This window comes from Armatimonadota bacterium (assembly GCA_017993055.1).
Taxonomy (GTDB): Bacteria; Armatimonadota; UBA5829; order DTJY01; family DTJY01; genus JAGONM01.
In genome coordinates, this window is record JAGONM010000007.1 from 101,347 (window position 1) to 123,177 (window position 21,831).

The following is a 21,831-nucleotide window of genomic DNA, read 5'->3' on the forward strand; positions in this document are numbered from 1 at the left end:
GAACCAGGGTCAAAGAACCACGAGATCTCCCGAACTCCGAAGTCTGATCTTCGGGTGCAACTCGTCACCCACGAAGTAGCACGAGCTTACCCCGACAACGCTCACGTCGGCACCGAGTGTCGGAGGCAGCGCACCCGCCGGGAGGTCTACCCTGATCCGATCAAAGCCGTGCGCCAGGATGAAGAACCCGGGCGTCGGAGATGGATCCACAGTATCCACCCTGCCCCACGTCTTCACGAGAAGGCCGATGTTATTGAGACCATCTTTGCCCGCGATCCCCCTCTGTCCTACCGGAGGAGGGCCGACGTTGTAGCCAAGACCGCCACCGCCGAGCTGCCTCTCAAAGACGCCTATCGGGATCGGGACTAGCGAGTCCGGGTCGTTCGGGATCACGGCGGACGCCTCCACGATCCGCTCGCCGTCTACGGTGACCATGACGCCTCGGACCGCGGCAAGATCGCCAATGGAAGGCATCGGCCCCGACCACAGCACGCCGATGCCGCACGAGCGATCCTCTTCCTGGACATAGAATATGCCCGCGAAGACGGCGCTTACGCGCCTGGCATCGAGGCTCACGGGCACGCCGTCGGACTGGAGCTTGCACGCACGAGTACTCCCCGATACCGCAATAGTGAAGACGCCGTCGGACTCGTCACCCGCCGGAACAGCGCCGTTCCGAGAGATTCTGATCCGGTATTCGGCAGAGGCGGGCAGGCCCGCGGTATTCCAGTTGAATGAACCCGAGTTGTATGGCAGTGCGGAAGCGCCGAGGACATCTGCCCAGGCCGAGCCGCCGTTGGGCGAACACTCGATCCGGACGGTATCTCCCTGCGTCCAGTCCGGTCCGAGAGCGGTCCAGAGAATCGGAACGGGATCTCCCATACGGTAGATCTCATCGCCGTTCGGGGCGTCAAGCCTCAGCGCCGCGCCGCTCGCGATGAAGTTGGCAACCTGCGACCGCTCCCCGAGCGTCATGCCTGCCAGGCAGTTCTGAGCCGCGTTGAGCAAGGACAACTGCTCCGCCCTGGCAAGGGAGGCGCTCCTGCTGTGGCCCTGCGCGCCGAAGTGCATTATGATCCTGGTCTGATAGGGCGCGAGCGGAAGTTCGTACCCGTAGCCGACGAAACCCATGGTGTAGGAAACGACGTTCGGCGACACGGCTGCTCCCGGCCCGGCGATCACATGGGTAACGGACGGGTCGTTCACACCATCCGCATCGTCAGTGACTATCCAACGGTCGGAGACGTCGAAAATGCTGTCCCCACTCGACGTCCCCGCAATCACGGTCAGGTTGTCGGAGCCGAGGTTCGTGTCGATCCTCACGGTATGGTTGATTGGCGAATCACCCAGGTTGGTTACTATCTCCAGATATCGGCAGTAGGCCCGGTCGGAGGGCACGTAGATCTTGCGGGTAACCTTCACGCCGGTTGTGGCTCCGCTGTCGACCACTACTTCCCTGACGTCGTTCTCGATTCCGGCTACTGAGACGTTCGGGAATCCGCTCAGGACGTATCCCCCGTCGAAGGCGTCGCTGGTCCCATCGGATATGCTTCCGTTCTGTTGGATATCCCATCGGAAGCCGTCGCCGTCAGTTAGCACGAATGGCAGAGTGACCAGACTGCGAACCGTAAAGCATCTGAGTTGGGTGGGCGCTCCCCCCGGCTCGACAGATGTGTTCGCCGCCGCGGATGCGTCCGCGGCACGTATGTAGTAGCAGTACCTGTCGCCGTCCTGGCTGGGACCGGGAATCTGCCCGGAATACTGGTCCGGCAGATCCGTCGAACTCATTGCGACAGCGGTGAAGCGCCCATCGTTCTTCTTCCAGTAGAGCGTCACACTGCCGACGGCGTAGTTGTCGGTGACCCCGGCGTAGACCGTGTAAGGTCCCGTCAGGTCCTCGCTGTCCACCAAGGGAGAATGGCTGATCACCGGCGGCACGGTGTCGGGTGCGACGGTGAAGGTGGCATTGGAAACATCGGATATGCCCTCATTTGGCGGGAACACTACACGGACCAGGTAGCCGGCCGAAGACGGCAACCCGGATGTGTTCCACTGGAACGAGCCGGACACTCCGTTCAGATTCTGAGCTCCCGGAATCACAACCCAATCCGACCCGGCGTTTGACGAATACTCGAGCCTGACCTGATCACTCTCCTGCCAGTCCGTGCCAAGGGGAGTCCAGTTGACCGTGACGAGAGTTCCGGCTTCGTACCACTCGCCGCCATTCGGCGAGTCCATGCGTAGGAATCGGCCGGATTCAACCACACTCAGCGTGACCGGCATCACGAAGACGGGAACGGCATAGTCGTTGCTGATCAAGGCGATCTTGCCGGTCTCACTGAATCGGTCCGACAGCCCGGCGGCGTCAACGCTGACGGTGATCTGTTCCGACCCGCCCGGCTGAACCGTTCCGCTCTTCGGCGAGACATCGAGCCACGAGACCCCGGCCAGCAGAAGAGACCGGTGCAGATTCAGCCGACCGCCGGTGAGCATCTTGCCCGCAAGAGCGGGCTTCTCGTCAACGCCATCGAGTATCCACTGCTTGATCTGGCCGCATGTGGCATCGGGGTTGGCCGACTTCAGCAAGGCGCATGCGCCGGCCACGAAAGGGGCCGCCATGGACGTGCCGTCCTTGTTGCCGTAGCCGTCGTTCAGCACGGTGCTGAGCACCGCCAGGCCCGGCGCGGCAAGATCAACAGTATTGAGCCCCCAGTTCGATCCTCCACCCGACGGCCACTGAGCCAGATCGTCGTTGTGGTCGCTGGCGGCGACGGATATGATATTGGAGAGACTATAGCTGGCCGGATAGTAGGGCGCCGTATCGGTGTCCACGCCCACGTTCCCAGCGCAGGCGACGAAGAGCTGTCCGAGGTTGCCTGCGGCCGCGATTGCATCTACCAGGGCCTGGGAGTACGCGCCGCCTCCCCAGGAGTTGCACGACAGGCGGGCACCCATCCGCGAGGCATATTCGATGCACTCTATGGCATCGCTCGTCTGCCCCGAGCCGCTCGATCCCGCGAACTTGAGGGCCATGATACGGGTGCTCCAGTTCACGCCTGCGACCCCAGTGGAATTGCCCCCGACTGCGCCGAGGATTCCGGCGACATGGGTACCGTGCGAGTTGTCGTCCGCGGGGTTGGAATCGTTATTGCGGAAGTCGTATCCGTGCACGTCATCCGCGAAACCGTTCCCATCGTCGTCTATCCCGTTTCCCGGGATTTCGCCCATGTTGACCCACATGTTGGCAGCCAGATCGGGATGGGTGTACGAAACGCCCGTATCAATGACCGCAACGACTACGTCACGCCCGCCGGTGTAGATTCCCCAGGCCTCCGGCGCGTCCACGTCCGAGTCCTCAATGCCACCGCTCTGACCTGTGTTGTTCATCCCCCATTGGCTACCGAACATCGGATCGTCGGGGATGCTCTCGACGGAGACGATGTAGTCCGGTTCCACGAACGCGACGCCCGGCATGGCCGCGTATTTCGCCGCAACCTGCCTGAGGTCAACGCCTGCATCCACCTCTACGAGATCGGCCGAGACCAGCTTGAAGCTGTGGACGACCTTGGCCCCCGCCCGAGCATGCAGGTCCGCCCTCTGCGCCGACTGAACCTCCGGGCGGACACCGACGATCAGCCTGCCCGATGCATGAGGCACCGACCAGTCAACCTCGGGTCTGTCTTCCGCAGTGTAGAAAGCCTCCGACGGCTCGGCGACTATGCTGGTGGCGCCTCTTTCGACGATGCTCCAGTGCAGCGGCATGCATCCGTTGTTGGATATGATGACCGATGCGCTGTCCGTGCCACCCGGCGGCAACTCAAACAGCAGGCTGCCCTGCGAAAGTCCGATGGTCGCGCCGACGATCTCGAAGCAGTAGTCACCCGTCACCGGACTCCTCGTCACGTTCGGCGTCGAGGCAGCGTCGGCGGCTTCAATATAGTAGCAGTACCCACCGGCGCAGTTGAGGCTCGGGCCGGGAACGGCCCCGGCGTACTCGCTCGGCACGCCCGTGGGAGTCATAGCCACCTGAGTGTAAGACCCGCCGTTACCTTTCCAGTAGAGAGTGACCGTCCCGATCCCGAGGTTGTCGGTAACCACGGCGGTTACGATGTACGGGCCGTCGGTATTGTTAGTATCTTCAAGCGGCGTATGAACGATCACGGGCGCAACGGTATCGAGGGCGACGGCGAAGTCACCGTCTGATGCATCGCTCACCGCCGGATCAACGTTCGAGACGACCCTGACCCGGTAATGGCTGGACATCGGCCACCCGGAGGTGTTCCACGCGAACGACCCGGCCTTGTGAGAGAGGCTCTCCGCGCCGGGTATCTGCGTCCAGTTGGCACCGGCATCCGGGGACGCTTGGAGCCTCACCGTGTCGCCGGTCAGCCAGCCTTCGCCGACGGCAGTCCACTGTATCGTCACAGTGTTTCCCGGTTCGTACAGCTCTCCGCCGTCGGGCCGCACTATCGTGAGCCTCGGACCGCACGGATAGGAGGACAGGTCGCTGGCGACGTAGTCGGCCGGAACGCCGTTGCCGGCCGAGAGCCCGACGACGCATCTGTCGGCTTCGAGGGTCAGGTAGGAAAGAGTGATCTTCCCGTTGTAGAACAGCTCGACCTGGAAGGTGTTCGAGTTAGTGGTGCCGTATTCCCGGACACCGAGAAAAGTGACCACGACGCGATCCGTCAACTGCCGCCAGGAGACGTCCTCGCTTGCATAGAGATCGGCGAACAGGGCCGATATGCGCCTGAGCGCAAAGTGATTCTGCAGCAGGACTTCGCGGCTCGAGTCGCCCGAATCGAACGTTATATAGCCGTTGCTACCGACGTAGAACGATCCGTACGTCTGGCCGTAGAAGGAAATGAGCTCCCCGGCCTGCAGATCAACCCTAGTGTAGTTGTCGTCACCCAGCGGAAGCACCGCGCCACCGGTCGGGTCGGTCGGCAGTTCGTCGATCGGGTGACTGCAGGCTGCATAGAAACTGCGCGAACCGTCCGGCGTGAACTCGATGCTCATGTTCTCTATGTCGAGTTCGCCCGTGCTGAACGTCTGGGTGAAATAGTCGGATTGATCTATCACATCGAAGCAGAACGACTGCCCCACCTGCGAGGGGAGCCGACCGACGTTGTGTGACGAGGAGGAGTCAGTAGCCTCCACGTAGTAGCAGTAGCCGTCGCCCACCACGCTCGGGCCGGGAATCCCTGCGTAGTACGCGCCCGGTCCGGCAGATGTCATTGACACGGACGAATACGGTCCGCCGTTCTTGCTCCAGTGGAGTTCCGCCGAGGCGATACCCACGTTGTCGCTGACCTCGACGAACACATAGTATGGACCTGTAGCGTTTGCCGTGTTGCCGAGCGGTGTGTGGATGATCACCGGAGGAGCCGTATCCGGGCCGACCGTGAAGTCGCCGTTAGATTCGTCGGTGACCGATACATCGCCGACAAACGTGATCCGAACCCTGTATTGCTGAGTCTGCGGGAGGCCGCTGATTACCCAGTTGAAGAAGCCTGCGTTGTAAGGGACACTCTGGGCTCCGGGAATAGGGGACCATGTCCCGCCGGCATCGGGCGAGTATTCGAGCTTCACCCTATCCGAGGGCTGCCAGTTGTTCCCTGAGTAGCTCCAGATAATCCTGGCCGTGGTGCCGGGCTCGTAGCACTCGCCGCCGTTCGGTTTTACTATCGTTAGAGCACGCCCGACGAGGAGGCACTTCGGATAGCCGGAGAGATCGCTCTCCACGAAATCCGCCGGAACGCCCGAACCGGCCGAGAGGCCGACGAGACCGTCGGATGCGGCGATGTTCAGGTAAGAAACCGTGATGCGGCCGTCGAAGAACAACTCGATCTGGAAGGTATTCTGCGTCGTGGCTCCGTACTCTCGAACGTTCAGATAGGTGACGGCCACGCGATCGGTGAGCTGCTTCCAACTAACGCCCGTACCGGGGATCAGGTCGTCGAAGAGCGCAGCCACACGCTTGCGGCTGAAGTGGCTGAAGTAGGATTCCGCATAGCTGCTGTCGCCCACGTCGAGAGTGACATAGCCGTTGCCGCCCACATAGAACTGCGTTCGCATATTGCCATAGAGCGATATCTGCGCCCCGCTCGTCAAAGTCACCAGGGCGGAATCGTCGTCCGCCAGGGTGATCTGCGTTCCGCCCGCCGGGTCGGTCGGCAGTTGGAGTATCTGGCGCGTGCAGAGCGAGTAGTACTCGTCCGAGCCGTCCGGCACGAACTGGAGCGACGTGTAAGCAAGATCAAACGGCGCGGTGTCGTAGAGTTCCGTGAAGTGCCCAGACCCTTCCGTGGACTTCGGGGTGACTCCGATGCGAAACTCCGCCGTTTCAGTCCCCTGGCCCACGACCCTGAGCCGCAGGGTATAGAGCTGATTTGATACGCCGGTCACATCCCAGTCCGCCAACTTGCCGCGCACCACCGCAGAGAAGCCGGTCGCGATAGTAGACCAGGAACTCGGCTGATGGCCCGCGCCGTAGTCGAGAGTCCACGATGCGAGGCCGGGGCCTCGCGCGGTCCCCCATATCGCCACCGTTCCCGAAACCTCTGAGCTGCTGTTTGGCGAACTGACAAACGCTGTCATCGGCTCGGCCGAGGTGATCGTGCTGTAGGCATTCACTCGGCCGAAACCGCTGTACTTATCGAATCCCGGGGTGCGAACGTCGTCTGCCCGCATCTGAATTGCCTGACGGACCTGCTCATTTGACCATGTCGGGTGCGCCGCGAGAACCAGACCGGCGAGGCCGGAGACGTGCGGGCAAGCCATTGACGTGCCCGCCATCCGATAGTACTCGCCGCCGACAACCGCCGTGCCCGGTCCGCATTCGCCGGACAGCGGATCGGTAGTCCCAGCGCGAAGTGAGAGGCAGTTGTGAACCGCGCACGCAGGGGTCGAGAGGTAGCCGTTTCCACCCGGCGCCGCTACCGACGCCTTGATGCCCCAGTTGGTGAACGGACACGCCTCGTCGCTGGGATCGGTGGCCGTAACTGTTATGACGTAGTTGTCGCAGGCCGGATGCTCGGCCGCGAGATCTGTAGCGAAGTTCCCGGCGGCAGCGCAGAGGACGACTCCCTGCGCGTGGGCGTATTCAATCGCCTCGTGGATGGTCTGGGAAAACCCCTCCCCACCCCAACTCATGTTTATCACATTGGCGCCGGCGTTAGCCGCGTAGATGATCGCCTCGGCGAGGTCGGAGTCGAAGCCGTTTCCGGAGTTGTCGAGGCCCTTGACGGCCATCAGCTTGCACTGCCAGTTGACGCCCGCAATCCCTATGCCATTGTTCCCAACCGCGCCTATCGCGCCGGAAACGTGGGTGCCGTGGCCGTTGCCGTCCATGGGATCATTGTCTTTGTAGGCAAAATCGTACCCGTACACGTCGTCTATACGGCCGTTGCCTTCGTCGTCGAGACCGTTCGCCGGAACTTCGCCCGGATTGGTCCAGATATTCGCGGCGAGGTCCGAATGCAGGTAGTCTATGCCCGTGTCAACAACGGCGATCACTACCGTGGCATCCCCGGTCTCGATGTCCCATGCATCCGGACACTTCATGATCTCCATGTCCCACTGGTCGCGGTAGTTCTGTCCCCAGGAGTTGTTTGAGAGCCAGTAGGGATCGTTCGGGTCCACCCGCGATGCGCGGCGGATTCGGTCGGGCTCCGCATACTCGACCTCGGCAAGCTTCGAATACTCGAGGGCGACCTCGACGGGGTCTCTTGCCTCGGACAACTCCAGCAGGTAGGTGCGATCGAGCTTCCGGGCGAGGCCGTTCGGCAGCGGTTTGCCCTCGAAGGCCCGGCGGAACACGGGACGCATCTGGCTTACGCCGTGCCTCACATTGAGCGCATCCACGGCCGGCATCCTGGTTGAGGCGAAACCCTTCGGACCGCGGGAAACCGAAGGTGGGGATGAGAACTTGACGATGATCCGGCTGGGAGAGTACTCGGGCTTGGCGATGCCATGACCGGACGCGCCGCCTTTAACCCCGGCAGTGGCGGGAAGCGCCGCTACCGCCGCAAGCAGCACGAGTGTGAAGAAACACCGAGCCAGTCTGAGTCTTCCCAGCAAGGACACACCTCATCTCGGAACGGAACGTACCCGCGCGTGAACCGCCAGATCACGCGTTCTCGAACCTGCAGGTCGGTGCCCGTGCCGCAGAGAGGGTCAACATCGTGAGCCGAATATGATTGCAGGCTGCCGCATAAGGACTATGATAGCTACGAGCGCAACGAGGTATCCCTCACGCGCGGAACGGACACACCCTGCTTTTATGACGGGCTGAGAGTCGCAAAGGTTCTACAAATCGCCATATTTGTGGCTGTTTTCTTCCCAGTATTTAGTATCGGCAGACGCGAGGCGGCACTGCAGAGGACGCCCGGTCACCGGCGAAGTTCATCTCGATACGGAGAGGAGCAAGGCGAGGTCTATGAACTGGCCGCCGGTATCCTGGTGGGTATGGGCCGCAATGGTGTTCGTCCCCTGCCTGAGGACATCTTTGATCGTCTTCATCACGTTGAAGCCGGAGTAGCGGTCGTTCCAGCCCGTGCCGTGCCAGACACGCTTCCCGTTGATGTAGACCTCGGTCTTGTTGTCGTAGTGGGCGACGAGCATCGCGCTGTCGAACGGCTTGCCGTCGTACTCGAACGTCTGACGAAGCCAGATGTCCGGCGCCGCCCAGGCAGTGCGGATCGCCCACTCCCATCCGCCCTTGGAGCCGAACCCGCCGAGGCCGGACTTCCAGGCGGAGTCGTCGAATCCGGGCTCGTCCCAGTCGTCGGCCGGCTCATCGAACGTGTATCGCCACGCCTTAGCCACGCCCTTGTCTACGCACGCGCCGACGACCACGCGCCAGTCGGATGCCGGCTGGGCCCCGAGCGTCTTGGCCGTCTCCCAATGGGAGTGCGTCTCGATGTACGCCGGGCGGGCGGTGATGTCGTGGATGCGCTTCACGTCGAACTTCGGCACGCGCTCGTAGGTGTAGAGGCCGTTCTGCTCCTGCTCGACGTCGGTGAGCTGCGTGTAGCAGAAACCGAACTGCGACGGGCTGTCGAGCAGCGCATCGCAGAGCCCCTTGTAGCGGGCATAGAACTCCTCCTTGTCCTTAGGAGCCGCTCCATAGCCCCATCCGCCCGTGACGCTCCAGCCGATGCCCCCGAACTCGCTGACCATGAACGGGACGTTCGCCCTGATCTCCGGGCCGCCGTATCTCGCCGGGAGCACCATGTTCGGCGCGAAGTTGTCGTTGTACCGGGCCTTCATCGCCTCGGGGTTCTGCTCGTAGTCGTGCGTGTCGAGAACATCCGGCTCGGCGAGGCTGTGGACGTAGCCGCTGGTGTCAAGCACCGGGCGCCCGGGGTCGGCCAGGCGGGTGGCGGCGATCACGGCGTTCTGCAGGTCACCCGCCGCTCCGGTAGTCTCGTTGAGCGGGCACCAGCCGACGACGCTGGGATGATTCCTGTCGCGCCGCACGATCTCGGTCCACTCCTCGAGGAACGGCAGGTTGACGCTCGGGTTCGTGTAGTCTATGCCCCAACTCGGGAACTCGCCCCAGAGCAGGTAGCCCATTTTGTCGGCCCAGTAGAGATATCGCGGCTCGAAGACCTTCTGGTGGAGGCGCGCACCGTTGAAGCCGGCCGCCTGCGACAGCTCGATGTCGTGCTTGAGCGCCTCGTCGGTCGGGGCGGTCCAGATTCCATCGGGGTAGAAGCCCTGGTCGAGGATCAGCCGCTGAAAGACGGGCTTGCGGTTGATATTGATGACCGTCCCCAGGATAGAGACGTCGCGGAGGCCGAAGTACGACTTGACCTCGTCTACGACCTTCCCGTTGAGGGTGATGACGAGCCTCAGGTCATAGAGGAACGGGTCCTCCGGAGACCAGGGGCGCGGGTTGGGGATGCTCAGCACGAGATGGGCGCTTCGCCACTCGGCTTTGACTTGATCGACCCCGACGACCTTCCCGTCCGCCGATGCGACCGCCTTGATCGCCATGTCGGCCCACCAGCCGTCGATCTCCGGCCGGATGATGACCCTGCCGCGGCCCGGATCGGTCTCGATCGTGAAATCCTTGATATATGTGGAGCCGACCCCCTCGAGCCAGACCGTCTGCCAGATGCCGGTCGTGCGCGTGTAGACGCATCCCGCGCTCTGCTCGGAGTGGGCCTGCTTGCCTGTGGGCTGGAGGCCGCTCCGGGTGTCGTCGAAGGCATGGACGGTGACGGTGTTCTGTCCCCGCTGAAGCTGCTTCGTGATCTCGAAGGTGATCGGCGCGCTTCCGCCCCGGTGCTTGCCCAAGAGTTCGCCGTTCATCCAGACGGTTGTCTCGTAGTCGCACGCACCGATGTGGAGGAGCGTCCGCTTCGACTTCCAGGTCGTGGGCAGATCGAAGGTCCGGCGGTACCAGACGTTCTTGACGAATCCCGTGCGCCCGAGGCCCGAGAGCTTGCTCTCCCGGCAGAACGGGACGATGATCTTGTCGGGATACGGCTTGTCGGTGAGGAATCCCTGGTCGGCGACCTCTCCGTTGCGGGGAGGGCTGGGGAGCAGTCTTCCGTCGGACTCGGCGAACTCCCACGTGCCGTTGAGGTTCATCCACTCGCCCCGCACGGCCATCGGGTTCGGATGCTCCGGGCGCGGGATGTCGGCGCAGGCGGCGCTCGCAAGGATTGCACAGACGATGATTGCCGGGAACAGACGGTTCATGTTGGACCTCACCGGAGATAGTCGCGTATCTGTTCACGAAAGCGGCGTGCGTATCCTCCGCCGGGTGACCGACAAGGAACTGAGGAAACGAACAAACGAATCATCTATCGCCCACCACCAGTTCGATAATCCGTTGTCGTTACTTACCATCCGAACACGACAAACCTTCCACTCCTCGGCGGGAGGGTGAGGTGGAGGGTGGTCGTGCCGTTCTTCTTCGCGGCTTCGGCGTGGGAGGTCTCGCCGGTGAGGGGATTCCAAACCTCCGCTTTGCCTGATGCGCGGAAGGCGAAGTCGCCGGTGACGGGGTCGGCCGAGTTGTTGACCAGGAAGAAGATGTCGCCATCGGGCAGGATTCGATGCTGGTAGTAGACGTCCGGCGTGGATGCTGAATCGAGTTCAGCATGACGGTCCACCGACGGCGTGACCACCAGGTCGGGAGTGCCGCTCGACCGGAGGGCCTCGCGGAATGAGCGCATCGTCTCGGTGTGGATGACTCCCTTGCGCTCCCAGAGGTCATCTACCAGCGCGCGATGCTCATCCGATGGGCCGGCGTCGGCGCGGGTGTACGGGAGCGTCTCGTAGGAGATCACAGTACCGCCAGCGGCGACGAACCGCTCGATCTGCTTGAGGGTTGCGAACTCGAGCGTCGTGACGTGGGGGAGCATGAGGACCGAGTAGCTATTCTTCCCGATCACCAGCTTGCCACCCAAGACCTTCGCGCGCCGGACCGCATCCTCATCGAGGTAGTCAAAATCCCGCTGGCAGGCAAGCACCTCCGAGGAGATCGCGCGCCAGGCGTCGTCCACATCCTTCGCCCTGGGGTTGTCGTCGAGGAAGTGGACGTGGCGGTTCGTCGGCTTGAAGTCGGCCCACACGGAGGCGATCGGGTAGAGGACCGCCACATCCGCCGTGAACCGTCCCTGCGTGAGCATGTAGCTCAGGCGGCCGGTGTAGTCGTTCAGCAGGCGGAATGACTTCGGGGGATATTGGTCGTTGATGCTCAAAGTCGTGAAGCTGTTGATCCCGAGCACCTCCTGCCAGGCTATGTGCGCGAGGAGGTCCTCGATCGGCGTCTTGCCGGTCACGAAGCAGAACGACTCGGACATCGTGCGCTTCTTGTCATAGATATGCGCGGCCGAGCCGATCAGCTTCGGGGTGACCGGCCCGCCTTCGACGTGCGAGCCGGATGTGTGCCCGTAGTCCGCGCCGAGCACGTCGATCCCCGGCCATTCAAGTTCCCGCAACGAGGGGAAGACGCTGCCGTAGAAGTTGGCATGGAAGATCAGCGACCCCTCCCACAGCAGATGGCCGGTGGACGCGACCTTGTGCGCCTCGCACCATTCGCGGACCTGCTCGAAGAACGACGCCGCGACCTGCTCTGAGATCATCGAGTACCAGTCGCACCGCTTACGGGCGGTATCCGCGCCGACGTTGTTGAAGAGCGCGGGGAGGCACTCCCGGATGTCGTAGCCGGTCCGCTTGAGGAAGATCTCCGGCAGGCCGTGATACCATGCCAGCGCGGGATGCGGCTGCGTATCGTCGGTGAGGAAGCCGCTCATGAGCGAGACCTCGTCGTTGAAGACGGCCTTGATGGTCTTTCCGAAATCCGGGCCGCAGTGGGCATAAAAAGCATCGTGGGTGATCTCCATGAACCGCTTGACCGCATCGGGATCGAGGATGTTGACGTAAGGCCCGAATGCGATCGAGGCGTGCGTGCCCTCCCGCAGGCGGTTCTGGACGAACGCGATCAGCCGCCACGTGCCGGGCTGGAGTTCGATCTTGAGGATACCGTCCTGGACTTTGTCGGTCAGGTCGGTCGGCTGCCCGACGATTCGCCCGTTCCAGTCGAGATCGCAGAGCGCGATGTAGAACGGCGTGCCTTCGGGGACGCGCCACTCGAACGGCTGCGCCTTCTTGATCGGAACGTCGGTGGAGTCGTAGAAGAGCCCCTGGGCCTCGTACTCGGGATGGCCCTCCAGGACGTGTCCGCCCGCTCGTCCGCTGGGATAGCCCCATTCGTCGTAGATCCAGACGTTCAGCCCGCGCTCTTTGCACGCCTTGACCGCCGCCGTGTACTGATCCCAGCCCGCCTCGTCGCGGAGGTATCCCGGGCCGCCGTTTGGATAGCCGAAATGCGCGCCGCCCCATCCGCCCTCGACGAGCTTGTCGGCGAACTCCGTCGGTTTGGCGTAGTCGAACTCCATCGGGAGTGCGCGGTAGTCGTTCCCCGGGTTGGCGAACCCGGTCCTCAGGGTGTCCATGGTCCCTCCGTGCGCGGCTGATATGGCGAGTAGTGCGATGATCAGGGTGATGCGCATGTGTTCCTCTCAGCGGATCGGGCGTCGGACGCGTCAGACCTGTCAGACCGGTCGGACCTCCGGCGGGCGTAGAAGCCCGCCCCTACCGATGCACGTCCGGGTCGGACTGGCGGACACGGAGCTTCACGGTGAAGACACCGTCGCCGGTGAGGACGGCGGCGCGGGCGAGGAGCCGGCCGTTCTGCCAGTTCGAGAGCCCGAGTTCCGGGCGCTCGAGCGCGTACTGCCCGTCCACCCAGCGCGTGAACCCATTACCGATGAACGGGGCATTCAACTCGCGGAGGAACTTCTCGTGCGAGGCCTCGTCGTCGCTGACGAGCGACGCCGCCAGCAGGGGCGACTGCTCGTTGAAGAGCCGGATGCCCTCGTCCAGGTCGTGTATCGCGACCACCGTCACCTCGGGTGTCTGCTCCCACTCCCACTCGTGGCCGAGTTGGTCGTCCGGCCAGATGGTTGCGGTCAACTCGTGCTGGACGCCGGCCGCGCGCATGACGTCCGTCTCCCTGGTGAACAGCTCCTCGGGGATGATGTCTTCACTGCCGTGAGCGACATGGAGCCGGTAGCCGTATCCGAGCTTCTCGCCGCGCTTCTGCAGGGCGCTGAGCAGCTTGGGCACGAGGTCGCCCGCGCGGGAGCGGGGGATGCAGACCGTGTTGAGCGTGTTGCACACCTTGCGGTCAATCGAATGGAACACCGCCGACTCAAACGTATCGGGATGGGCCGACTCGTCGGCGATGATCCAGGTCCCGCCGGTGCCGTGGAGGCTGACAGCGTTCCCGGCCTCGCGGGCTATCGAGCCGAGCAGGTCAACAGACCGGCCGGAGCCGCGAGCGACCGCCAACGCAAGTCTGGGATCGGCGAAGAGAGCCCATCCGGCGGAGTGTTCCGTACTCTCGAGGAGCGTGACGGAATACTCCGGCAGCCCCGACTCCCTGAGCGCAGGCCGGAGGGCGAAGTCCATGATCGCCTTCGCGGTCCTAAGGGCATCGCTCCCGATACGGAAGACGGCGGTGTTGCCGCTCCGAAGCACGCCGGTCGCGTCGGCCAGGACGTTCGGCCGCCCCTCGAAGACGAACGCGACTACCCCGCACGGGCTGACGACCTCCTCGACGACCCAGCCCTCGTGCTCGACCCGACCGGTCACCTTGTCGCGGCGCGAAGGCAGGTCGCGCCACTGACGCAGGCCCGCGATCATGTCGTTCCGCATCTTGTCGCCCGCGAGGAGGCGGGTGGTCGAGCGTCCCTTCGCCTTCGCGCGCTCGACGTCCCTGGCGTTGACGCCCGCGACCATCGTCCAGACGCACTCGTCGGCGAGGCGGTCGGCGAACTCGTCGTAGAACCGCGTGAACTGATCGTCGGACGCCGCCTGTTGGGCGTCGAACGCATCGAGCGCGCGGCCGACAGCCTCGGTCGCGAGTGCGTCCACGGCCTGCGGGATGTGCAGGATGTCGCCGGTCTTGCGCACGACGAGCAACTTGTCGCCGGGCTCGAACTTGTCAGCCAGTTCCTGGGAAACGTGCAGAACCCGGTCGCCGCCCACGAGGATCGGCATGCCGGGCTCCAAGCTGGTGAGTCTGTTCTCGTCCGTCATGGCTGTCTCCTCACGGAGTCTAGTTGTCCCCCATATCGCCGACGGCCTTGCCGCCGAGCTGGAGGGAGAGCGTCGTCTTCGTCTGGATACGCGGAAGAGGCTGCGTGTCCATGCGAGCCGCGCCCGGCCCGTAGCCGGTCATCGTCATCGAGGTGAAATCACACTCCGCGAAGATGCCCGCCGGGATCGTGACGCCGATCTGCTCGCCGGGCATCATGATCTTGTCCTTCACGTACTGCTTCACCTCGGCCATCTGCAGGTATCCCCAGTCCACAGACATGAGGTTGTCCTTCCAGACCTCCGACGAGCTCCACATGATGATCGTGTCCCGGCCCTGCATGCCCATCATCATCGCGTGCGAGCCGAGCAGGTTGGGAATGGGTTTCCACTCGAGCTTGACAGCCTTGCTCAGGTCGGGCGTCTCCTCCAGATCCGGGGCAGCGATCTCGATTGGGGCCAGGAAGTCCACGTTCGCCGGGCAGTCGAGTTCGACGCTGCCGGTGTAGCTGGTCGTCAGGGAATACCTGCCGGGCAGGGACGCGTCGGCGGCGATCTTGCCGGGCTGCTTCTGCGTAGGCCAGTAGCCGGTCGTCCAATCCGGCTTGTAGAAGTACGCCGACATCGCCTTTGCGGAACGGCTTTCCTTCTCCATGAGCCGCTTCGCCTCGGCGTCCATCGTCTTGAAGTTGATGACCTTGGGCTGACCGGGCCTGACGGCCGCGGACGATCCCCAGTAGTACTTGATCGTGAAGTCCGGCGGCTTGCTGCCGGACGCGCCGGAACCGCCGTCCTGCCCGTCGGCCTTCTCGGGCTTCGGGCGATAGAGGTCGAGGTCGAGCCTGTCCCCCTGCTTCAGGCCGGCAGGCGGAACGATGCTCGCGGTCGCACCCTCGGGAGCGATCCCGGGCGACCAGAGCCGCACGGTGAACGAACGGGTCGGCTTGCCCATGCTCATCATGCCCTCCATCCCGGGCATGCTGGAGACATCAATGCCGGGCGGGATCGGGGGCATCTCAGGCATGCCGGCGATTCTGGTAAGGCCGGTCTCGGCGAACATTCCGAGGTAAGCCTGATTCTCTACCGCACCGCCGGCGCTGATAGCGATGAGCAGAACGGATACCGTTATGAGAGCAGTACGCATCGAAGAACCTCCGAGGTTTGGGCAGATGTGCCGTGAGAGATTATCGCTGATTCGAGTAGCACCGTCAAGCGCCGGAGTAAGGTCAGGGCTTAGGAGGAGCGCATGCAGCCGATGCGCCCGGGGACCTACAGGGCGATCATATCCTCGAGCCGAAGGAGTTCACCGTCGGCCGGACGATCCGTGCAGAGCACCTTGTCGAGCGGCACCGAGACCGCCTGTCCCTCTCGGACGCCCACCATAACGCCGCGCTCCCCGCGGAGCAGGGCTTCCACCGCTCCCGCTCCCAGTTTCGTGGCAAGCAGGCGGTCGGAAGCGGTCGGGGAGCCGCCGCGCTGGACATGGCCGAGGACGGTGAGTCGGGCGTCGAAGCCGGGATGCTCGGCGATCAGGGTGCTGCATATAGCGCTCGCGCTGGGGACGGCCCCCTCCGCCACGACGATGATGAAGTGCGGCTTGCCTCGCTGCCTGGCTCTCTCCATCTCTAGAACGATGTCTTCCATGCTTTGCGGGCGTTCGGGAGCGATGACCATTTCCGCACCACCCGCAACCCCGGCCGCAAGAGCCAGATAGCCGCTGCGCCGCCCCATAACCTCTACGACGAAGGCGCGGCGGTGGGCGCTAGCGGTATCCTTGAGCTTGTCAATCGCCTCCAGGATGGTATTCATGGCGGTATCAACGCCGATTGAGGTCTCCGTCTCGCAGACGTCGTTGTCAATCGAGCCGGGCACTCCCGCGCACGGAACGCCCGCCTTGTGGAGTTCGAGCGCGCCGCGAAGGGAGCCGTCTCCGCCGATCACGATCACAGCGTCGAGGCCGAGCCTGCGGAAGTTCTCGACGCCCTTCCTGATGCCTTCGGGCGTCTCGAACTCGGGGCAGCGTGCGGTTTCGATGATGGTCCCGCCCCATCGGGCGATCCCGCCGACCGAGCGGCTGGTCAGGGTCTCGGCGTTGAGTTCGAGCAGGCCGATATAGCCGCGCCGGATGCCGACTGTCTCGACGCCGCGCGCGATCCCGGCCCGGACGACCGCCCTGATGCACGCGTTCATGCCCGGGGCGTCTCCCCCGCTCGTCAGAACTCCGATCCTCTTCATGAAGCCCTCCGCACTGACCTCTCGAAACGACAAACGACCCGCGGAGCGCGGGCCGTAGGTCCGTGTACGCCGTACTCCCGTACTTCGTACTCGCATGGTCGGGGTGGCCGGATTCGAACCGGCGGCCTCATGCTCCCAAAGCATGCGCGCTGCCAGCTGCGCTACACCCCGGCGAAAAGTTGGCTCACCGTAAGCTCAAAACGCTGGTTTTTCGAAGGCACGTGCGGTCTCGTTTTTGGCCTTACCGCACATGCTTTCATGCTTCTCTGTGCTATGTTGTGATGCCTTATTCTAGCGGGCATGTGCGGTGGAGTCAAGCTCTTTCTATAGCCCTTTTTCGTCACCTCGGCGGTTGTGTCCGGCCTTCACGCGCCGACTCTGCAAGGTTCTCTTGCGCCGTCTTTCGCGGATCGTACTTCTTCGGACGCCGCAGGCCGTAACGCCGCATGAGCATCTGTAGCTGCTTCATGTTCTTACTGCCCATCACTCGCCTTTCTCGCTAGCCGTGTACCGCACTGTCAGAACGGTGTCCGACCGCCCGGGCTTGCCGTGAGACTCGCAAGCCGGACAAGCCTTACTGCCGTCCTCATAGTGAACGTGAATCATGCCGGGCCGCGCCTGCTCTGCCGCCCGATCCGCTTCGAGTCCTTCAACTCGCCGCCGCAGTGTCATCACCGCATACCTCCCGGATCGCCCGCCCGTTCAAGTACCGTAACGCGGGCGTCTATGTCCTCGAGCTCTACCGCCTTGAAGGCCATCTCGAGCACCGCCCGCGCCGCAGTCACCCGGGCCGATGCAGGCGACTCGCCGCACTCCATCACATCCGTGAGAGTGTCTACCGCCCGCCTGCACGCCCGTTGCAGTCGTGCCACCGCCTGCCGCACGACCTCGCGCCGCGCATCCCGGTACAGAGCCTGAAACTCAGCGTCCTTCATCCATCGGTATATGGTTGTCTCGCCGATGTTGACTGACCGCGCCGCGTCTATTACGGAGTCGGACTCGAGCAGCGCCACTACCGCAAGTTCGTACTTCTTCTTCTGCCCGTTCACTTTCATATTCGCCCGCCCGCTTTCGGCCTCTCGATGCCGTTCAACGCCGCGAGAAGCTCGCCGAACAAGGCCCACCGCAGTGAGACACCCTTCTTCGTCGGATGCCACTCGCCGTCATCGGCCTGAAAGTATACGCGGATGTCAACAAGCTCGATGCCGTTGTATTCGGCGTCCGAAACGACGATCCGCTCTTTCGCGTTCTTCGGTATGCTTGCTAGCTCTGTGCTCATGCCGTCACCGCCTCTCGTCGCACTCGACTGCCTCGAGCGCCATAGTCCTCAACATGTCCACAAGTCCGCTCTGTCCTTCTACAGACCGGCACAGAGCAGGCCACAGGTAGCCATACTCCGGCGGCTTCTCCGGCGCGGGCCTGTCCAGCGTCCGCAGTGCCTCGAGCTCGAGCAGTTCGACGAACGCACCCAGAAGATCCATGCTCGACACCCGAAACTTGCCGCCGTCCTTTGTGTATAGGTACGGCGACTGCTCCTCAGCAAGCTCCTCCAGGCGTCTTAGTCTCTGTATGAGCGTCATCAGTTCACCTCATCGAGTCGCCCGCGAACCTCGGATCAGCCCCGATCTTCTCGAACACAGACGTAATAGTGCCGCCCGCCGCGTTCACGTCGCCGCCGTCGCGGACGTTCTCCACAGTCCAAGCCGTATGCTGCTTCAGGCTGCCCATCATGCTCGCCAAGTCCTTCGAGGCGGACTCCATCCGCTCCGCCCGCACCTCCTGCTCGCTCAGAGACGCCTGCCGAACCTCTCGCCACGCAAGATCATGCTTGGTATCGGCGGAGAGCATCGGGCCGATCACCCGCGCCAGTTCATCCCTGTGCGCCCTGTTGCCGGACTCAGCCGCCTTCTTGTAGAGCGCAAGCAGATCGCCCGGCTGCTTGCCCGCCGCATCCTGCGCCGCTATAGTCGCGTAGTATGTCCGCTCCTCGAACGGTACGGCCTGCCCTTCTGCCTTCTTCTTCGCCGCCGCCAGGTCTCTCGTGACCTGCTGTGTCATCTCGGTGAAGGCGCTCTCCACGGTTTCTTGCATCTGTGCATCAAGCTCGCCGATCTTCGACTGCTTGTAGCCGTCCGAATAGTCCGGGCTGCCTGTCATCGCGCTCCGCTTCTCGGCGTAAGCCGGGATCGCGCTAAGTACCTTACCTAAGCTCTGTGCGTAGTAATCGAATCGCCACATCGTTCTTGCCTCCTGTTTGTTCTCTCGGTGTATTCGTCGCCGCCGCCGATGCCAAGCCCTTCTATGGTATGAGACACCACCTCGCTTTCATGCCGTTACCTCTACTTTATCTGTGTAGAACTTCTTGTAGCACGAATAGCAGAAGTATTCGCCATCGAGAGTGTGCTCGGTACGCCCGTCACAGTGGATGCACTTGCCGGGCCGCGCCGCCATGTGGTACGCAGGTATGTCCGGCTCGATGTTTTCACGCTCAGACGGGACGGGTAGGGACGGGTAAACGGTGTTTTCACGAACTTTCTCTATGTGTGCCTCGCGTGGGAGAGTTTCGCAAAAAGGCGTTTTACCGTCCCTACCCGTCCCTAAGCCTTCATCCGGCGGCAGTCCAGAAGCGTCTTTCAACCCGATCCCGCTCAAGAGACGTACCCGCTTGCCGCCCGGCGCTCGCCGCGTTTCGATGTTGTCCCGCCTGCACAGGTTACGGGAGAACTCAGACGAATACTTGAACGCCTGTTTGGTTTTCGTGTCCTCGCACCACGCCAAGTAAGCCCGCCACAGTTCGCCGGACTCCACCTCCAGCCTCGGATGCAGCTCGCACTTGTCCTCGATGAAGTCAAGCAGAACGTCGTGACTCTCAAAGAGACTCTCGACTTCATGCTGTAGTACGTCCGGCATACCGAGCCCGTGCTTCTGCCACTCGATGCACCCGCGAACCATCCACGCGAGGATGCCCGCCGCCTCTGCCTTCAGCTTCTCACCGAGCCGTTCATCCCGGACGGGATGCTGCTGCTCGTGAGGGTAGTAGAACCGCCGCCGAAACGGTAGCATCTTGACGCGCCGCCTCATCGCGTAGTTCTGGGATCGTATACGCGGCACTTCGTTTGTCGCGAACACCACCTTGAACGCCGGTGTGAAGGTGAAATACGGCTGGTACAGATGCCGCGCCGTGACCGGATCGCCGCCGCTTACCTGCTTGAGTAGGGACTCATTGAAGGACGTCATGCCCTCGCCCTCGGACGCCGTGACAAGCCGCGCTCCGACCAGTCCTGCCAGATCGGACGTGTTCTCGCCGCGCCGGTCTAAGAACGTCGTGACCGGCGTACCCTTCGCATAGTCGCCCGCTATGTGTGCCAGTGTGTTGACGAGCACGCTCTTGCCGTTGCTGCCCTTCCCGGTCAGCAAGAAGAAACACTGTTCGCGGGTGTCACCCGTGAGGATGTAACCCGCCATCCGATGCACGAACCCGATCACATCCGGGCCGTCAAACACCTCGGACAAGAACCGATCCCATCTCGGGCACGTCGCATCAGCGTCATATTTGACGGGTGACAGTTTCGTGAGCAAGTCCGACTGAAGGTGTTCTCGAAGCTCGCCGGTTCGCAAGTCCAGCGTGCCGTTCGCGCAGTTGAACAGCCAAGGATCGGCGTCTAAGTCCTTCGCCTGGACTGGCACGCCCGGACACCTCTCCGCAAGCCGTACCATCGCATCGAGCCTGCCTGCGGCCTCCGAACCTCGGACGTGTTTGTATAGGGCCGCGTTCGCCTCAGCCGTCGGACAGTCCGGCAGTATGGCATACAGCCCGCGAACCACCTCACGAGCTAGCCGATGAACCTCGCCGGTAGCGTCCTGTGCCCATCGGCTGCCGTCCCAAACGAGCCACTGTCCGGCGTCCACATCGAAACGCAGGTTCGCGCCGTGGGCCGCTATGAGCCGCTCAGCGTTGCCTAGATCGGTGAGCGTGAACCCGTCCGGCGCACTGCCCGGGATCGCCGCCGGTTCACTAACGGTTAGTGAAGCCGCCGTCGGCGTCCACTCGGGCGCATCCTCGACAAGCCGCAGAAGCTCGTCAACCGTCCCGCCGGACTCGAGCCAGTCGCTTACGTCGCCCTTCTCCGGCAGTCCCGGCAGTTCGAGCACCTTCACCGTCGCCGCCGTGCCGTGGATCGCGTTCGCGACCTGCTCAGCGTGCTTGCGTCCCGGCTCGTCGTTGTCCGGCAGAACCACGACGTTCGCGCCCGTGAGACTCTCGGTGTAACCGGGTAGCCAGTTGCTCGACGCGCCGACTGAGTTTGTTGTCGCTGTCAAGCCCAACGCCCGCAGGTTGTCGCAGTCCTTCTCGCCCTCGGGTATGTAGACCGTCGCGCCCGACTGCACCGCCTCGAGCACCTCGGGCAAGCAGTAGAGCACGCGCCGGACGTTGCCAAGACTCCAAGTCCAGCTGTGAGCGCCGCCGGGCCGACGCTGCGAGAAGTCCTTCGAGCCGTCCGGGTTGTCGGGATGTCTAAGGACTTGGTACAGCAGTTTGCCGCCCTCGTCGCAATAGTCGTATGTCGCGACAATAGGCTTCTCCCACGGCGGCGGGCCGTCGTATTTCGCGCCGACCGCCTTCGGACCGGATGCCTTCGGCGCATCAGCGAACAGATCGCGCATCTCGAGCCCGAGCGCCTTCACTATGTCCTCCGTCTCGCATTCCGCGAAGCAGTGCAGAAGAAGCTTGCCCTCGCCCTCGGTGACGCTGAGAGAGGCGTTGTCATCGGCGTGAGCCGGGCACAAGGCCATATACTCGCCGTCGCGACCAGGCCGCACGCCCTGAAGCCGTCCGAGCAGATCGTCAAGCGTCATCGCCGCGCCTCCTCGTCACCGTCCCGGGCCGCCTGCCGTGCCTGAAAGGGTACAGGGCGCAGTCAGTCACCACGCACTCGCGAACCTCGCGCCACTCGTAACCCGCGCAGTCATAAC

The 21,831-nt window shown here is 63.2% G+C and carries 11 protein-coding genes and 1 tRNA gene; all 12 read right to left on the reverse strand.

What is annotated here, in order from left to right; translation table 11 throughout:
* Window positions 1-9: 9 nt before the first annotated feature.
* The 12 genes from KBC96_04695 to KBC96_04750 all read right to left on the reverse strand — a co-directional run bounded on the left by KBC96_04695 (window position 10) and on the right by KBC96_04750 (window position 21,714).
* Window positions 10-8,082 (reverse strand): S8 family serine peptidase, encoded by an 8,073-nt coding sequence (locus KBC96_04695; protein ID MBP6963689.1) that lies wholly within the window; start codon window positions 8,080-8,082, stop codon window positions 10-12.
* A gap of 324 nt (window positions 8,083-8,406) precedes the next feature.
* Entirely contained in the window at window positions 8,407-10,713 is a 2,307-nt protein-coding gene (locus tag KBC96_04700) for a beta galactosidase jelly roll domain-containing protein (GenBank protein ID MBP6963690.1), read from the reverse strand.
* A gap of 143 nt (window positions 10,714-10,856) precedes the next feature.
* Window positions 10,857-13,034, reverse strand: coding sequence for a hypothetical protein (locus tag KBC96_04705; protein MBP6963691.1), 2,178 nt, complete (start codon window positions 13,032-13,034; stop codon window positions 10,857-10,859).
* A gap of 82 nt (window positions 13,035-13,116) precedes the next feature.
* Entirely contained in the window at window positions 13,117-14,625 is a 1,509-nt protein-coding gene (locus KBC96_04710) for a glutamate-5-semialdehyde dehydrogenase (protein MBP6963692.1), read from the reverse strand.
* 19 nt (window positions 14,626-14,644) lie between these two features.
* The gene (locus KBC96_04715; protein ID MBP6963693.1) at window positions 14,645-15,766 is read right to left on the reverse strand and encodes a hypothetical protein; all 1,122 of its coding nucleotides are present in this window, start codon (window positions 15,764-15,766) and stop codon (window positions 14,645-14,647) included.
* Between the two features lie 125 nt (window positions 15,767-15,891).
* A complete protein-coding gene (gene pfkA, locus KBC96_04720; GenBank protein ID MBP6963694.1) occupies window positions 15,892-16,857 on the reverse strand; it encodes a 6-phosphofructokinase in 966 nt (321 codons plus the stop codon).
* Window positions 16,858-16,952: 95 nt separating this feature from the next.
* Window positions 16,953-17,028, reverse strand: a tRNA-Pro gene (locus KBC96_04725).
* Between the two features lie 500 nt (window positions 17,029-17,528).
* Window positions 17,529-17,912, reverse strand: coding sequence for a hypothetical protein (locus KBC96_04730; GenBank protein ID MBP6963695.1), 384 nt, complete (start codon window positions 17,910-17,912; stop codon window positions 17,529-17,531).
* On the reverse strand, window positions 17,909-18,136 hold the full coding sequence (locus KBC96_04735) for a transcriptional coactivator p15/PC4 family protein (protein ID MBP6963696.1): 228 nt from the start codon (window positions 18,134-18,136) through the stop codon (window positions 17,909-17,911). Before KBC96_04735 ends, KBC96_04730 begins: the two co-directional genes overlap by 4 nt.
* A gap of 4 nt (window positions 18,137-18,140) precedes the next feature.
* On the reverse strand, window positions 18,141-18,437 hold the full coding sequence (locus KBC96_04740; protein ID MBP6963697.1) for a hypothetical protein: 297 nt from the start codon (window positions 18,435-18,437) through the stop codon (window positions 18,141-18,143).
* A 4-nt stretch (window positions 18,438-18,441) separates the two neighbouring features.
* A complete protein-coding gene (locus KBC96_04745) occupies window positions 18,442-19,095 on the reverse strand; it encodes a hypothetical protein (protein MBP6963698.1) in 654 nt (217 codons plus the stop codon).
* Between the two features lie 87 nt (window positions 19,096-19,182).
* On the reverse strand, window positions 19,183-21,714 hold the full coding sequence (locus KBC96_04750) for a hypothetical protein (protein ID MBP6963699.1): 2,532 nt from the start codon (window positions 21,712-21,714) through the stop codon (window positions 19,183-19,185).
* Between the last annotated feature and the right edge of the window lie 117 nt (window positions 21,715-21,831).